Annotated in this window: 12 protein-coding genes; 9 read left to right on the forward strand and 3 right to left on the reverse strand. The window is 59.2% G+C overall.

What is annotated here, in order from left to right; genetic code table 11:
• Nucleotides 1–20: 20 nt before the first annotated feature.
• The gene (locus ACIPF8_RS03445; RefSeq protein ID WP_400417121.1) at nucleotides 21–770 is read right to left on the reverse strand and encodes an IclR family transcriptional regulator C-terminal domain-containing protein; all 750 of its coding nucleotides are present in this window, start codon (nucleotides 768–770) and stop codon (nucleotides 21–23) included.
• Nucleotides 771–1,110: 340 nt separating this feature from the next.
• Between ACIPF8_RS03445 and pcaH the strand changes: the two genes are divergently transcribed.
• The 7 genes from pcaH to ACIPF8_RS03480 all read left to right on the forward strand — a co-directional run bounded on the left by pcaH (nucleotide 1,111) and on the right by ACIPF8_RS03480 (nucleotide 10,938).
• On the forward strand, nucleotides 1,111–1,803 hold the full coding sequence (pcaH, locus tag ACIPF8_RS03450) for a protocatechuate 3,4-dioxygenase subunit beta (RefSeq protein WP_400417123.1): 693 nt from the start codon (nucleotides 1,111–1,113) through the stop codon (nucleotides 1,801–1,803).
• Nucleotides 1,804–1,840: 37 nt separating this feature from the next.
• Entirely contained in the window at nucleotides 1,841–2,359 is a 519-nt protein-coding gene (locus tag ACIPF8_RS03455) for a protocatechuate 3,4-dioxygenase (protein WP_400417125.1), read from the forward strand.
• 47 nt (nucleotides 2,360–2,406) lie between these two features.
• Nucleotides 2,407–3,798: a lyase family protein gene (locus tag ACIPF8_RS03460; protein WP_400417127.1), complete on the forward strand. Its 1,392-nt coding sequence runs from the start codon at nucleotides 2,407–2,409 to the stop codon at nucleotides 3,796–3,798.
• A 55-nt stretch (nucleotides 3,799–3,853) separates the two neighbouring features.
• The gene (pcaD, locus tag ACIPF8_RS03465) at nucleotides 3,854–5,116 is read left to right on the forward strand and encodes a 3-oxoadipate enol-lactonase (protein WP_400417129.1); all 1,263 of its coding nucleotides are present in this window, start codon (nucleotides 3,854–3,856) and stop codon (nucleotides 5,114–5,116) included.
• A 253-nt stretch (nucleotides 5,117–5,369) separates the two neighbouring features.
• A complete protein-coding gene (locus tag ACIPF8_RS03470; protein ID WP_400417131.1) occupies nucleotides 5,370–8,060 on the forward strand; it encodes a TonB-dependent receptor in 2,691 nt (896 codons plus the stop codon).
• A 267-nt stretch (nucleotides 8,061–8,327) separates the two neighbouring features.
• Nucleotides 8,328–10,631, forward strand: a complete 2,304-nt coding sequence (locus ACIPF8_RS03475) for an FdhF/YdeP family oxidoreductase (RefSeq protein ID WP_400417133.1) — start codon at nucleotides 8,328–8,330, stop codon at nucleotides 10,629–10,631.
• Nucleotides 10,632–10,644: 13 nt separating this feature from the next.
• The gene (locus ACIPF8_RS03480; RefSeq protein ID WP_400418159.1) at nucleotides 10,645–10,938 is read left to right on the forward strand and encodes a helix-turn-helix domain-containing protein; all 294 of its coding nucleotides are present in this window, start codon (nucleotides 10,645–10,647) and stop codon (nucleotides 10,936–10,938) included.
• Between the two features lie 29 nt (nucleotides 10,939–10,967).
• On the opposite strand, the gene ACIPF8_RS03485 is transcribed toward ACIPF8_RS03480, so the two are convergent.
• Nucleotides 10,968–12,443, reverse strand: a complete 1,476-nt coding sequence (locus ACIPF8_RS03485) for a PLP-dependent aminotransferase family protein (protein ID WP_400417134.1) — start codon at nucleotides 12,441–12,443, stop codon at nucleotides 10,968–10,970.
• Nucleotides 12,444–12,535: 92 nt separating this feature from the next.
• Nucleotides 12,536–14,128 (reverse strand): AbgT family transporter, encoded by a 1,593-nt coding sequence (locus ACIPF8_RS03490; protein ID WP_400417136.1) that lies wholly within the window; start codon nucleotides 14,126–14,128, stop codon nucleotides 12,536–12,538.
• A gap of 338 nt (nucleotides 14,129–14,466) precedes the next feature.
• Here ACIPF8_RS03490 and ACIPF8_RS03495 point away from each other — a divergent pair, with 338 nt between their 5' ends.
• Together ACIPF8_RS03495 and ACIPF8_RS03500 are read left to right on the forward strand one after the other, a co-directional pair.
• Nucleotides 14,467–14,736 (forward strand): MoaD/ThiS family protein, encoded by a 270-nt coding sequence (locus ACIPF8_RS03495; protein WP_400417138.1) that lies wholly within the window; start codon nucleotides 14,467–14,469, stop codon nucleotides 14,734–14,736.
• 2 nt (nucleotides 14,737–14,738) lie between these two features.
• The gene (locus tag ACIPF8_RS03500; protein ID WP_400417140.1) at nucleotides 14,739–15,827 is read left to right on the forward strand and encodes an exo-alpha-sialidase; all 1,089 of its coding nucleotides are present in this window, start codon (nucleotides 14,739–14,741) and stop codon (nucleotides 15,825–15,827) included.
• The last annotated feature ends 108 nt before the right edge of the window (nucleotides 15,828–15,935 follow it).

The raw sequence follows: 15,935 nt of genomic DNA on the forward strand, positions 1-15,935 counted from the left end.
GAACAACAAGCAGCAGAAAATTACAGCAACGCAGTCAGTTCAACCTGCGCCTTCAGCAACGCCGGCAGGCAGCGCTCGACGATATCTTCGACAGGTATTCGCGCAGCGTGCACGCTGACGTTCATCGCGGCGACCGTGAATCCTCGAAAGTTCTTGAGCGGCACGGCTATCGTCCGCAAGCCCAGTTCAAGCTCCTGATCCACCACCGCATAACCTTGAGCCCGGGTCCGCGCAATTTCCAGCAATAGCCGTTCCTTGTTAACGATGGTGTGCTCGGTGATCGGCTCCAGCGACAATCGCGCCAGGATCTCCTCAACCTGCTGTGGTGGCAAGCTGGCCAGCAACACGCGACCGTTGGCGGTACAAAACGCCGGCACCCGGGTTCCCGGCTGCAGCGTCGTCGACACCAGGCGACCGGCACTGACGGCGGCTACGCAAACCAGGTCGTCGTGATCCAGTACGCCAGCCGATGCGGCCTCTTCCAACGCGTAAGCCAGGCGATAAAGCATGGGCTGAACAATCCGCGGCAAACGCGCCGAATGCAGATACGACTGCCCCAACCGCAATACTTTGGGCGTCAGCGAAAACACTTTCTGTTCATGCCGGACATATCCCAGATGGGTCAATGTAATCAGATATCGCCTGGCCGCTGCACGCGTGAGATTGGCGCGCTGCGCAACCTCGCTGATCGTCAGCCGTGAGCGCTCCTGGTCGAAGGCTTCGATAACCTGCAAACCCTTTTCCAGGCCGGCAACCAGATCTCGCTTCAAGGGTTCGTCTCCCGCGGGCGCTGAAGCAGCGGATGCAGCAGCTTCGACGCCTGGATTCGCACGTTGATTTTTTGAGTTTTCAGACATTACATCCCTCTTTGGGCGCATATCGCACAATATGGGCGATATGCGGATACTACAGCACAAAAGCGTCTTGTTAGCCAAATTGGCGAGACCTATCATGCAATCGCTCCATCAAAACCAGCTCGCTTGCGCGACATTCGCGCAACTCCCATTGAAGGCTGGAAAAGAATTTTTCACCGTCAATGCCGGACGATAAAAGACATTGCAAACAAATCGCGCAACGCACCGTGCCACCCAACCGATAAGGAACACTGACGTGAGATTCGATTCCGTAGAAACCGGCGTCTACCCCACCCTGGTTTATCCACCGTATGCGTCCACCGCCAAGCGCGGTCCGACTCAGGAACCGTTGCGCATACGCGCCGCCGAGCCGGTGCAGACTAATATTGCGGTCTCGCGCAAACTGATCCTGCCGCACGATACCGACCTGACCAGGCACGGCCAAGGCGAGCCGCTTGGTGAAAAAATCGTCATCACCGGGCGCGTCCTCGACGAAGATGGCAAGCCGGTGCGCAATTCGCTGCTCGAAGTCTGGCAATGCAACTCCGCTGGCCGCTATTGGCACAAGCGTGACCAGCACGATGCGCCGCTCGATCCCAACTTCTACGGCTTCGGCAAAATGCTGACCGACGACGAAGGCCGCTACCGCTTTGTCACAATCAAACCCGGTCCTTATCCCTGGGGCAACCACCACAAGGCCTGGCGTCCGGCGCATATTCATTTTTCGCTGTTCGGCAGCGTCTACGCACAACGTCTGGTCACGCAAATGTATTTCCCAAGCGACCCGCTGTTCGATTACGACCCGATCTTTCAAAGCATCCCCGACCTCGCTGCGCGGCAACGGCTGATCGCCCGCTTCAGCCTGGAACAAACAGTCGACGACAAGATGCTGGGCTATGAGTTCGATATCGTGCTGCGCGGCCGCGATGCCACGCCGATGGGTCTTTGAACGGACCATTAAAACGGAACTTTAAAACGGAGAAAAAATGGCTTCCAACATCACTACTTCACAGACCATCGGCCCATTCCCGCATGAAGCCTGGCGCTGGGGCATCGACGCCAGCAGCGCGCTGGTCAGCAGCGCGCCAACCGTCACTATCAGCGGCGTGATCCGCGACGGCAACGGTGCGCCGATCAACGATGGCTGGATTGAGGCCTGGCTGCCTGATGCAGTCGCCGCCGAATCCGCACAGGCGATACCCGGTTTTCGGCGCATCCCCAGCAACGACGACGGCGCCTTCTGCATCGAAGTATCGTTGCCGACGCCGGCCACCGCCGGCAAGCCGCTACTGTTTGCAACCATCTTTGCGCGTGGCCTGGTCAAGCACCAGTTCACTGCCGTCTTTCTGGAAGATGACAGCGGCTTGGCGCAATCCGAGATTCTGGCGCAAGTCCCGGCAGATCGGCGTGCAACGCTGATTGCACGTAAGCTGGGCGACGCGCAATACCATTGGGATATCTGGATGCAGACCGACAAGGAAACCGTATTTTTCGATTACGTTTAAACGCATCCGCAAACCGCATCTATCGTCATTAATCGAACGGAGCAGCAGTGAGCGTTTCCCTATTTGACAGTTTTCTCACCACCCCGGACATGATCGCGGTATTTGACGACAGCGCCGTGGTGCAGGCAATGTTCCGTTTCGAGGAAGCGCTGGCAGCCGCCCAGGCGGCCGAGGGCATCATTCCCGAAACTGCCGCCAAAGCCATCGCCGGCGTCTGCAACGCCCAGCTATACGATATTCCGGCGATCGTGCATGCCGGCCGCCGGGCCGGCAGCCTAGCGATTCCGCTGGTGAAAGAGCTGACCAAGACCGTGGCGCTGTACAGCCAGGAATCGGCGACGCATGTGCACTGGGGCAGCACCAGCCAGGATGTTCTGGACACCGCGATGGTGCTGGTCACCCGCGATGCGCTTGGCCTGATCGATAGCGGCCTGCAAACACTGATAGAGAGCTTGCTGGATCTGGCGGAACAACACCTAGCGACGCCGATACTGGCGCGCACGCTGATGCAGCCGGCCCAGGTGACCAGCTTCGGCTTCAAGCTGGTCGGCTGGGCGGCGCCGCTGCTGCGCGCCCGCTTGCAGTTGCGCGAAACCGCACAACGCGCGCTGCAATTGCAGCTCGGCGGCGCAGTCGGCACGCTGGCGGTGATGGAAGACAAAGGTGAAGCTGTCGCGCATCGGATGGCCGGCGAACTGGGACTGGCAGTCGCCGACGCCGCCTGGCACACCCAGCGCGATGAATGGGTACGGCTCGGCCTGGAAGTGGCTGTCCTGGTCGGTAGCCTCGGCAAGATTGCGACCGATCTCAGCTTGCTGGCGCAAGGCGAAATCGCCGAACTGGCAGAGCCATCCGGTAACGGCCGCGGCGGCTCGTCAGCCATGCCGCACAAACGCAATCCGGTGTCGGCCATGATTGCACTGGCCGCCGCCGCACGCACGCCGCAACATGCGGCTGCGCTACTGGCAGTAATGGGCCAACAACATGAACGCGGGCTGGGCAACTGGCAGGCCGAATTGGCGGAATGGCCGGGCTTGTTCCTCAGCGCCCATGGCGCATTGACGGCACTGGTCGAAGCGATGGCCGGACTGCACGTCGACACAGCAAGAATGCGTCGTAATATCGATGCGCTCCAAGGATTGGTATTCGCGGAAGCAGTATCGATTTACCTGGCCGGCGCAATTGGCCGGCCGCTGGCGCACACCTTGATGGAGCAATTGACCCAACAGACCGTCGCCAGCGGCAAGCAACTGGCTGAAGTCGTTACCGATGCGGTAGAAGCCGATGTCCGTCTGCGCGAAAAAATCGACATCGCGCAGTTGCTGACGCTATTTGATGCAGTCGCTGCGACCGCTCCGGCAGAGACGCTTGCGCGCCGCCAGCTACAGACCTTGCGCGCCATGATGACGGCAATGCAGCCACCTGCGGCGCTGGCCTGAAACTGCAGTATGGCATTCGTCGTTACAACTATAGACATGAATGAGTGAATAATTAATGAGCTACGATCCGATTGACCACGACTTCGAACGTGGCATGCAGAACCGCCGCCGCATACTTGGCGACGACTGGGTTAACCGTTCGGTTGCCAACGCCACCAGCTTCAACGCAGAATTCCAGAATCTGATTTCGCGTTTTGCCTGGAATGAAATCTGGGGCCGCCCCGGACTGGACGCCAAAATCCGTCGCGTAATCGTGCTCGCAACGACCATCGCACTCGGCCGCTGGGAAGAATTCGAATTGCATGTACGCGCCGCATTGCTGGGCGATGCCGAGACGCGCCTGACGCCGGATGAAATGAAGGAAGTGCTGATGCAGTCGGCCATCTATGCCGGCGTACCGGCGGCCAACACCGCTTTCACGCATGCACAAAAAATCCTGAGCGAAATCGGCGAGCAGATCGGCTACACGCTGGCACCGCTGGCGCCCGCGGCTTCGGTCCATCCCGGCATCGGAAGGGAAAATGCCAGCCGCAGCAAGCCGGCGCTGCACTACAGCGTGCGCACGCCGCGCAACGGCAAGACGCCGCGCCATACCATTGTACTCAGCCACGCGTTGGGCTGCGATCTGACGATGTGGGACGAACTGGCCAACCAGCTCGCTGCCGACTGCCGCGTGATCGCCTACGACCATCGCGGCCATGGCAGTTCGGATGCGCCGCCAGGCTTGTACAGCATTGCCGAACTGGCCGACGATGCCGCCCGACTCTTGCGTGAACTGGATTCCGGCCCGGTGGTGTGGATCGGCCTGTCGATGGGCGGCATGGTGGGCCAGGAACTGGCGCTGCGCCATCCATCCCTGGTAGCGGCGCTGGCGCTTGCCAACACCACTTCTGCTTACCCGGCAGCCGCACGCGACGCCTGGCAACAGCGCATCGAAACCGTGCGCGCGCAGGGCATCGAAACGATTGCCGATGCTGTCATGGGGCGATACTTCCATGACCATTTCCGTACCCAACACAGCGCTACTGTCACGCGCTTCCGGCAACGCTTGACCACCACTGATGCCGATGGCTATGTCGGCTGCTGCCATGCGGTTGGCACGGTAGATACGACCGCGCGTCTGCCGCAAATTTCTGTACCGACACTGGTAATCGCCGGCGAACTGGATCAGGGCACGCCACTGGTCATGGCGCAAACGCTGGCCGAGAAAATTCCACAGGCGCATCTGCTTGTGCTGCAAGACGCTTCGCACCTGAGCGCCATGGAACAACCGCAAGCGTTCGCCGATGCCGTTCAGGAATTCCTGCAGACCTTGTAACCTCACAATCCTCACCAATAGATCACGCTATGGGATGCGCTCCCTTAGCGTGCCCCCTCCTCTCCCGACACATCCTTCCGCCATAAGCATTACCTGAATCGCACAGCATTTGTTGCCATAAAAGCACCGAATTGCAATACTTCCGGCCATTCCCTGAACGTTCGGTCTTAGCCGATTCCGTCGAATTCGCTATGTCCTGCACAGGGGGATCACGAAAAAAATCACATCAGCTACCCATAGGAGGAGTTTGAGCATGATCAAGGAACGGAGACTACCGCAGGCGCTACGGATGGTGTTTTCAGGAAGCATGGCAGTCGGCCTGGGCCTGTTGGCCTCGCCGGTGCTGGCACAGGAGGGTGACAAGGAAGAGGAAGCGCCGCAGCAGATGCAACGAGTCGAAATTACCGGCTCGTCGATCAAGCGCCTGGTCGCAGAAGGGGCGTTACCGGTCACGATCATCAAGGCGGATGATTTCATCAAGCAAGGATCAACGACTGCTGCCGAGGTGCTATCCAACATCTCCGGCAACCAGACAAATTACACGACCTCCGCCAACGTCGGCGCCGGCAGGACCGTGGGCGCCGCCGCCGACCTGCGCGGCCTGGGGCCCGACAAGACCTTGGTGCTATTGAATGGCCGGCGCCTCGCCAACAGCGCGTTCGATGGTTCCGCAGTCAATCTGAATGTGATCCCGATAGCTGCGCTGGAGCGCGTCGAAATCCTGCGCGACGGCGCATCCGCCATCTACGGCACCGACGCCATCGGCGGCGTCATCAACTTCATCACCAAGCGTTCTTACACCGGCCTCAACCTGAGCGCCGAAGGCATCGCGCCAGAACAGAGCGGCGGTGCGGAAAAACGTTTCAACCTGTCGGGCGGCATCGGCGACCTCGACAAAGACGGCTACAACTTCTTTGGCGTCATCGACTATCACAGCCAGAACGCGGTCAAGGCCAGCGACCGCCGCTTCTCGGCGCCGGGCGGGCAGAATCCGGGAATAGGACTGAATGCTGGCAGCGGCAATAGCTACCCGGCCAACTACTACGACATCGATGCCGACCGCTCTGGCAATCCGTATGCGGCGTCCGGCTGCCTGCCGCCCTATGCATTTACCCAAGGCGGCGTCTGCCGCTACAACACCCAGGCATTGATCGGCATCATTCCGAAGACGGAAGAAATCGCGTTGATCAGCAAAGGCACTTTCAAACTGGATGCCGACAATACCGCATCGATCGAATACCTGCATTCGGAAAGCAAGGTAAAAACCTATGTCGCGCCTGACGTCTTCTCTGGCGATGCCAGCGGCAGCAGCACCGACTACATCATCAATCCGAACAGCCCTTACTACCCTGGCAACGGCATTACGCCGGGCAGCGTCAGCGGCGGCCCGCTGTCGCTGAACTGGCGTTCGGTAGATGCCGGCCAGCGCATCAGCGAATCCAGAAACAGCACCGATCGCTTGCTGCTCAGCCTGGACGGTACACTGGGCAGTTGGGATTACAAGACCGGCCTGGCTTACTCCATGAGCAAGGCCAGCGACAACCTGGTCGGCGGCTACCTGGACAGTAACAAGGTGAGGCAAGGATTCCTGGGCGGCATCCTCAATCCCTTCGGTCCGCAAAGCGAAGCCGGCCTGGCTTATCTGAAGGATGCACAGGTGCGCGGCGCTATCCTCGACGCCAAGACGCAGGTGACCTCACTCGATTTCACAGCCAGCCGCGAACTGTTCCAGTTGCCGGCCGGACCGCTGGGCTTTGCGCTGGGCGGCGAATTCCGCAAGGAGCAGGCCAACTTCAATGTCAACCATGAACGCTCCGATGTCGTCGAGAGCAGCGGCTCGGCCGACTCCAAGTCGGCCTCCGGTAGCCGCAATGTGAAGGCATTGTTCACCGAGCTCAATGTCCCCATCCTCAAATCCCTGGAGGCGCAGATGGCCTTGCGTTACGACGGCTACAGCGACGTCGGCAATACCATCAACCCCAAGCTTGCATTGCGCTTCCAGCCGGCCAAGGAAATCTTGTTCCGCAGCTCCTACAGCACCGGCTTTCGCGCGCCCAGCCTGTATGAGTTGAACGATCCGAATGCCAACACCTATACAGCGGCGCCATACAACGATCCGATACTGTGCCCGGGCGGCAGCGTTGCGGCGGGCGGGATTGCCGCGCGCGACTGCGGGCAGCAGTTTTTGAAGCAGCAAGGCGGCAATAAAAATCTGCGGCCGGAGAAATCCAATTCCTTCACGCTCGGCATGGTAATCGAACCGCATCCGAATATCACCGCCTCTGTCGACTACTGGAACATCAGGATCAAAGATCAGATTTCGGTTATTCCCGAAAGCGATATCTTTGGCGATCCGGTCAAGTACGCCGCCGATTTTGTGCGTAACCCAGACGGTTCGCTGAGCCATATCAACAATACCTATGTCAATCTCGGCAATGTGCATACCTCCGGTTTCGATCTTGGCTTTGCGTGGCGCCTGCCCAAGACCGCATGGGGTAATTTCGGCCTGGCTCTGGATGGCACTTACGTCAGCCAATACGACTACCAAACCGAAGCCGGCGGCGATTACCTGAACAATCTTGCGGTCTACTCGGGCGGCGGCGTGATTTTCCGCTGGCGTCACTCCGCTACGCTCAACTGGAGCCGAGGCCCCTGGAGCGCCGCCGTGCAACAAGTTTATAGCACCGGCTATCGCGACCAGAACGGTTCGCAAGTGGCAGAGGCCCAAAGGAATCATCAGGTCGGCTCCTATACGCGCTATAACGTATCGGGCAGCTACACCGGGTTCAAGAACCTGACCCTGACTGCAGGCATCAAGAACCTGCTCAACACCGATCCGCCGGCTTCCAACGTCACCGACAACTTCCAGTATGGCTACGATGCGCGTTATGCGGATGCGATAGGCCGAGCGTTCTTCGTACGGGCCAACTATAAGTTCTTTTAATCACCCGGCCGCTGCACGCTCGAAACAGACATGCCAGACATCGCGCCTGGCATGTCTTTATTGCTCATTAAATAACACAATCCTTCCTTTTTTCCGCTCAGGGAAAAACAAATAAAGCACAGCTTAATCGATATTTGTAACTGTGCTTTAAATCTACCGTACTCACTGTATATGCCGGGCTAGAAAGCTGCCAACTACACTCCACATATCCTGCGCATTTTGCGCAATCGGCATTGCGTGGCTTCGGCAGCACTACAAGGAATAACTTTGAGCAACGAGAAAATCGAGCAGTACAACCACCCGGCCGGCGGCTGGGGCGCGCTGAAATATGTTGCACTACACCTGCTCAAGGAAAAAGTGCCGGGCGGCGGTGTGCGCACTTTGCTGAAGCAAAACCAGCCGGATGGCTTCGACTGTCCCGGTTGCGCCTGGCCGGACCGCGATCACGCATCGACTTTCGAGTTTTGTGAAAACGGCGTCAAGGCGGTCGCGGCTGAAGCCACCTCCAAGCGCGTCACCGCCGCATTCTTTGCGCAGCACAGCGTCGCTGAACTGATGCTGCAATCGGATTACGAACTGGAAGAACACGGCCGCCTGACCGAGCCGATGGTGTATGACGCCGAGAGCGACAAATACCAGCCGATTTCCTGGCAGGATGCATTTTCGCTGATGGCCACGCACCTGAACACGCTCGACGATCCAAACCAGGCCTCGTTCTACACCTCCGGCCGCACCAGCAACGAAGCAGCGTTTCTGTATCAATTGTTCGTGCGCGAATACGGCACCAACAACTTCCCCGATTGCTCCAACATGTGCCACGAGCCGACCAGTGTCGGCTTGCCGGAAACAGTCGGCGTCGGCAAGGGCACCGTGACGCTGGACGATTTCGACCTGGCCGACACCCTGCTCATCTTCGGTCAGAATCCGGCCACCAACCATCCGCGCATGATGGGTGAGTTGCGCGAATGCGCCAAGCGCGGCGCCACCATCGTCTCCATCAATCCATTGCGCGAGCGCGGCCTGGAACGCTTCTCCAGCCCGCAACACCCATCCGATATGCTGTCGCGCGCCGGCACCACGATCAGCAGCATGTTCATCCGCCCGACCCTGAGCGGCGACCTGGCGCTGGTCAAGGGCGTCATCAAGCGCGTGCTGGAGCTGGACGACCTGGCGCTGCAAGACGGTACGGAACGCATCATCGATGTCGAGTTCATCGCCAAGCACACCGCCTATTTCGACGAATTCTCCGTCGACATCCGCGCCGAAAGCTGGGATGACATCATCACCGAATCCGGCGTCGGCCGCGACGACATCGAACGCCTGACGCAAGTGTATGTGCGCGGCAAGAACGTCATCGCCACCTGGGGCATGGGCCTGACCCAGCACAAGCACGGCGTCGATACGATCCAGATGGTGTCCAATCTGATGCTCTTGCGCGGCAATATCGGCCGCCCCGGCGCCGGCCTGTGCCCGGTGCGCGGCCACTCCAACGTGCAAGGCGACCGCACCGTCGGCATCGATGAAAAACCGACCGCCGCTTTCCTCGATCGCATCGAACAAGTCTACGGCTTCAAGCCGCCGCGCGAGCATGGCCTGGATGTGGTCGGCACCATCGAAGCGATGCTACAGGGCCAGGTCAAGGTGTTCATCGGACTCGGCGGCAATTTTGCGATGGCTTCGCCCGATACGCCACGCACCTGGCAAGCGCTGCAATCCTGCGCGCTGACCGTGCACATCACCACCAAACTCAATCGCAGCCACCTGATCCACGGCAAGGATGCATTGATCCTGCCGACCATCGGCCGTACCGAAATCGACATGCAGGAAAGTGGCCCGCAAGGCGTGACGGTCGAGGATTCGATGAGCATGGTGCACGTTTCGTACGGCATCAACAAGCCGATCGCCAAGACCTGTTTGTCGGAAATCGATATCGTTGCGCGCCTGGCGCATGCGACACTGCCGCACAGCCGCATCGGCTGGCTGGAATATGTGAAGGACTACGCACTGATCCGCGACGACATTGAAAAAGTGTACGACGCCTTCAAGGACTACAACACCCGCATCCAGCAACCCGGAGGCTTCCACCTGGGCGTCGCCTCGCGTAATCGGGTCTGGAAAACCGCCAGCGGCCGCGCCCAGTTCAAGGTCCTGCAGATTCCCAAGGACACGCCGCTCCATCGGGCGCGCCGCAAGTACGGTCCCGAGTTGATGACATTGATGACGACGCGTTCGCACGACCAGTACAACACCACCATCTACGGCATGGACGACCGTTATCGCGGCGTGTTCGGCCAGCGCCGCGTGGTGTTTGCCAATCTGCTGGATATCCAGATGCTGGGTTTTGCGCCGGGCGACTGGGTTGACCTGATCGGCGTCTGGGAAGATGGCATCGAACGCCGCGCCGACCGTTTCCTGCTGGTTGAATTCGACATCCCACGCGGCTGCATCAGCAGCTACTATCCGGAAACCAATCCGCTGGTGCCGCTCAACAGCTTTGCCGACAAGGCGCGCACGCCGACGTCGAAGTCGATTCCCGTGTTGCTGCGCCGTTCGGCAGCGATCGCAGCCTGAGCCGGCCGTGAACATGGAACAAGAACTCGATGATGCAGTGCTGACGATTCTGGCGGCACTGCATGCCGATGCCACCGGCGAACGCGCCGGCCACAGCGAGGCGGGTTTGTCGCTGGCGAAACTCAGCAAACGGGTTGAACTACGCATGAGTACCTTGCGGCGTCATCTCAGCGCATTGGAAGATGCCGAAATCGTGAGCGTGATCGTCAACGATGACGGCACCGGACGCGCTACCCTGACGCCGCTCGGCATGGCGATTTTCGATGCCTTGGACGAGAGCCGGGCAAGCGCAGCAGAAGCTGCTTGATCGCCCGCAATAACTAGTTCGCTAGTTGACTAGCTCAGCATCGCCGCCAGCATCTCGGCCAGGCGATGCATCGCCTGCTCGATTTCCGGTGTCCAGCTATAGCTGTAGTTCAAGCGGATGAAGCTGCGATACGCATCCGACGTCGAGAACAACCGCCCCGGCGCAATCGTGATGCCTTCCGCCAGCGCCTGTCGGTATAAGGCCATCGAATCAATCGCCGCCGGCAATTCTATCCACAACACATACCCTCCGGCCGGCCGCGTGATGCGTGTGCCTGCCGGAAAAAAGCGGCCAACGAACGCACTCATGATGTCGCAACGCTGCATCAACGTACTGCGCACCCGGCGCAGATGGCGATCGTAGCCGCCGGCGGTCAGGTAGGCGGCAATCGCCCGTTGCGGCAACGTCGAGGTGCTGAGCGTGTTGAGGAACTTCAGCTTCTCCACCTGCTCCCGATAACGTCCCGGCAAGGTCCAGCCAATGCGGTAGGCGGAGGTCAGGCTCTTGGAAAACGACGAGCAATACAGCACCATGCCGCGCTTGTCGTAGGTCTTCAGCACGCTCGGATGGGCCGTGCCGAAATACAGCTCGTTGTAGACGCCGTTCTCGATGATCGGCATGTTGTAGCGCGCGCCCAGCTCAACCAGTTGCCGCTTGTTTTCCTCCGGCATTTCAAAACCCAGCGGATTCTGGAAATTCGGCATCACCATGCAGGCGGCAATCGGCTGGGTCTGCATGATGGTTTTCAAAGCGGCGACATCGATTCCCTGACGCGGATCGGTTGGAATTTCAATGGCGCGCATGCCAAGCCGTTCGATCGCATGCAGCATCGCATAGAAGGTCGGCGATTCCACTGCAATCGTATCGCCGGCTTTCGCCACGGCCTGCAGGCACAAATTGATGGCTTCGGTGGCGCCGACGGTGATCACCACGTCGCTAGGATCGACGCTCAACCCGGTTTCCAGGTGGCGCCTGACGATCTGCCGGATCAAGTCCGGATGGCCAGGCGGCAAATCGTCGAGCACGCCGAGCGGACCGCCGCTGCGCAGGATCGCGCCGTTATATTGACTGATGCGGCGCGCCGGAAACAAGGCCGGATCGGGATACGGCGAGCCGAGCGGGATTGCATCGTTCTGATGTATCGATTTAAGCGTCGCCAGCACATGACGGCTGACATCCACTTCGGCCGACACCGGCAGCGGCTCCGAGCGCTCAGGCTCAGCCGGTGAAGCATGCTCGGATAGCGATGCTTGCGCTGGCGCAGCGCCGACACGGCCAAACAACGGCCGCACAAAATAACCCGATTGCGGGTGACTTTCGATGACTCCGCTACTCTCCAGCAATTCATAGGCACGCACCACGGTCGTGATGCTCATCCCGTGTTGCTGGCTGGCCTGCCGCACCGAACTGATACGGTCACCGGGCCGCAACACGCCGCTGCGTACGGAAGCACTCACCTGCTCGGCCAGGCGTTGGTACAGCGGTTGGCGGCGGGAAGTTTTCAAGCGGGGCGCTCGCAAGGATCGATGACTGCCTCATTATAAAGACAATCAATCCTGACGAGTTGCTCGCCGGTAAGCGAGAGGCTCGAAAATCCCTAAGGCGCAACGGAATAATAGGTGGCCGCTCCCGGCCCGACAGGCAAGTGCAGCACGAATACCCACAGATAGAAAAAGACGCTCCAGCACACCGCAAACACGACGGAGTACGGCAGCATCATGGCGATCAACGTGCCCAGGCCCAGGTTCTTTTGATAGCGCGCCGCCATGGCGACGATCAAGCCGAAATAACTCATCATCGGCGTAATCAGGTTGGTCACCGAATCGCCGATGCGATAGGCCGCCTGCACCGTTTCCGGTGCGTAGCCGATCAGCATCAGCATCGGCACGAATATGGGAGCAGTGATCGCCCATTGCGCCGAGGCTGAGCCGATCATCAAATTGATGAAGCCACATAAAGCGATGAACAGGAAGAACATCGCCGGGCCGGTGAGTCCGCTGTCCTGCAGGATTGTCGCGCCTTTGACGGCAATCACCGAGCCGAAATTGGTCCAACCGAAGAAGGCAACGAATTGCGCCGCAAAAAATATCAGGACAATATACAAGCCCATGCCGCTCATGGATTTGCTCATCGCATTGATGATGTCGACATCGGTTTTCATGCTGCCGACCACCCGGCCATACACAAAACCTGGAATCAGGAAGAACACGAAGATAAAGGCGACGATGCCGTTCAGGAATGGCGAGTGGGCAAGCAACCCGGTTTTCGCATTGCGCAGCGGCGCACCTTCAGGAAACACAGCCCAGAACAATAGCGCGCTACAGATCAGCAATGCAAAGCCGGCCGCACGCAAACCCTTTTTTTCGATGGCGGTTAGCGTCAATTCTTCACATGGCGCGAGGTCCGCCTCAGATTCAAACTTGCCTAATTTCGGCTCCACCACCTTTTCCGTGACGACCGCCCCCAGCACCGAAATGACCAGCGTGCTGACCGCCATGAAATACCAATTCACTTCGGCACCGACTTCATATCCGGCGTCGATCAGGCGCGCGGCGGTCTGGGTAATGCCGGCCAATAGCGGATCAACGGTACCCAATACCAGATTCGCGCTATAGCCGCCCGACACGCCAGCAAACGCCGCCGCCAACCCCGCCAGCGGATGTCGGCCAAGCGAGTGGAAAATCATCGCCGACATCGGGATCAGCACTACATAGCCCAGCTCGCCTGCGGTGTTCGACATGATGCCGGCGAAGACAATCGCCAAAGTCACGATGCGGCGCGGAGCGGCCACCACCACTCCGCGCATCGCCGCGGATATCATTCCGGAATGTTCGGCGACGCCGACTCCCAGCATCGCAACAAGCACCGTGCCAAGCGGCACAAAGTTCGTAAAATTCTTTACCAGGTTATTGACAATCCTGGCAAGACCTTCGCCGTTCATCAAGCTGATCACGGTAATCATGCCGTCGGCAGCGCGCCCCGCTGCCCCCTCAGGTCTGGGATCGGGAACCTGCAATCCGAAATAGGCTGCCACTGCGGAAAACACAACCACCGCCGCCGACAGCAGTACGAACAAAGTAATCGGATGCGGCAGTAAATTGCCTAGCCATTCAACGGTGTTAAGGAAACGCGTCATCCAGCGTTTGTCTTCGTGTGCCGATATTTCGTGGTGTTTAGTTGTTGTCGGCATCAGGTATCTTTCATCGCATTCAGCTTGTGTAACGAACTGATTCTTTAGAGGTGGTAGTGCGTTTTTCCATTAACTGTTTAAATGGACTTTGTATAAAACCCTCACCGCGCACAACTACGGTAAGGTTTTTTTTGCGCCTCGTGATTCTGGCTTGGCCAGATGCACTCTGCTATCTGGCCAAAATACTAAGTTGGAAGCTGATGAGCGTATATGAGACAAGTCCGAAATTGATGTGGCTTATTTCTATTTTTCATATCAGAATATTCCTCCAACGGACGACGCCGTCGGCTCGACAGTTCGAGCACAGAGCGAGCACATTCCGCAACCCCGGAGACGCCATGGCGACTCTCATCTTTACACCGCAGCTGGCGCGCTTTACCGAGGTGCCACAGATCCAGACCGATGCCGCCACCCTGCGTGACGGACTGGAGAGCGCGTTCTCGGTCAATCCGCGCCTGCGCGGTTATTTGCTCGACGACCAGGGGCGCCTGCGCCCGAATGTCGCGATTTTCATCGATGGCCATACCGTACGTGATCGGGTCCATCTCGACATCCCGCTTGGGATCGACAGTACAGTTCACGTTCTGCAAGCACTTTCTGGAGGTTGATCATGAGCGACCGCGCCTGGATTGCCACTCGCAAGGGATTATTTGAACTGGTTCGCCGCGCAGGAAAATGGAACTTCGCTGCCACAGCGTTTCTCGGTGAACCGGTCACGATGGTGTTGCCGGATCCGCGCGACGGCGCGATCTATGCAGCGCTCAATCTCGGACACTTCGGCGTCAAACTGCATCGCCGCGATGCCAATTCCGGACAATGGACAGAAATAGCCGCCCCCAGCTATCCGCCCAAGCCACCGGACAGTACCGACCCGGCCGACTGGACCGTCAGGTTCATCTGGTCGCTGGCCTGCGGCGGCGCCGACGAGCCTGGCGTGCTCTGGGCCGGCACCTTGCCGGGTGGCTTGTTCCGGTCAACTGACTGCGGTGCTTCATGGACCTTGGTGCAATCCTTGTGGGAAGCCCCGGAACGCAGCGAATGGTTCGGCGGCGGCTACGACGTGCCGGGACTGCACAGCATTTGCGTCGATCCGCGCGACAGCCGCCATGTCCTGGTCGGCATTTCCTGCGGCGGCGCCTGGGTCACGCATGATGGCGGCGCCAGTTGGTCAACCAGCGGCAAAGGCATGCGCGCCACCTACATGCCGCCGGAGCGGGCCGATGACCAGCGGATCCAGGACCCGCACCGGATTGTGCGGGCCGACGGCGCGCCGGATAAATTGTGGTGCCAGCATCACAACGGCATCTGGCGCTCCACCAACGCCGGCGCGGACTGGCAGGAAATCAACCAGGTGCCGTTGTCGAATTTCGGTTTCGCGGTGGCGGTTCATCCGCACGACGGCGACACTGCCTGGTTCGTGCCCGCCGTGGCCGATCAGACCCGGGTTCCGGTGGATGCGGCGCTGGCCGTCACGCGCACCGTCGATGGCGGCAAATCGTTCAGCGTGCTACGCAACGGCCTGCCTCAACAGCATTGCTATGACTTAATATATCGGCATGGACTGGCGGTTGCGGACGATGGGCGTACCTTGCTGATGGCCTCGACGACAGGCAGTGTCTGGCTGTCCGAAAATGCCGGCGACAGCTGGCAGACCATTTCCAATACCATGCCGCCGGCTTATGCGGTCTGCTTTGGTTAACGCCAAAAATTATCAATAGATCATCAAGGCATATAGATAGAGCCAAAATGTATTGGACGCGGCCGTGCGATTTCCAGGATACTCGCGGGTCGTTTCCAAAGGCCCTAT

The organism is Collimonas sp. NPDC087041 (assembly GCF_044745265.1).
Taxonomy (GTDB): domain Bacteria; phylum Pseudomonadota; class Gammaproteobacteria; order Burkholderiales; family Burkholderiaceae_D; genus Collimonas.

Bases quoted from the DNA above. Each gene is read 5' to 3' on its own strand.
- ACIPF8_RS03455 (WP_400417125.1), top strand. From the start codon at position 1,841: ATGGCTTCCAACATCACTACTTCACAGACCATCGGCCCATTCCCGCAT.
- pcaD (WP_400417129.1), top strand. From the start codon at position 3,854: ATGAGCTACGATCCGATTGACCACGACTTCGAACGTGGCATGCAGAAC.
- ACIPF8_RS03470 (WP_400417131.1), top strand. From the start codon at position 5,370: ATGATCAAGGAACGGAGACTACCGCAGGCGCTACGGATGGTGTTTTCA.
- ACIPF8_RS03480 (WP_400418159.1), top strand. From the start codon at position 10,645: ATGGAACAAGAACTCGATGATGCAGTGCTGACGATTCTGGCGGCACTG.
- ACIPF8_RS03490 (WP_400417136.1), bottom strand. From the start codon at position 14,128: ATGCCGACAACAACTAAACACCACGAAATATCGGCACACGAAGACAAA.
- ACIPF8_RS03495 (WP_400417138.1), top strand. From the start codon at position 14,467: ATGGCGACTCTCATCTTTACACCGCAGCTGGCGCGCTTTACCGAGGTG.
- ACIPF8_RS03500 (WP_400417140.1), top strand. From the start codon at position 14,739: ATGAGCGACCGCGCCTGGATTGCCACTCGCAAGGGATTATTTGAACTG.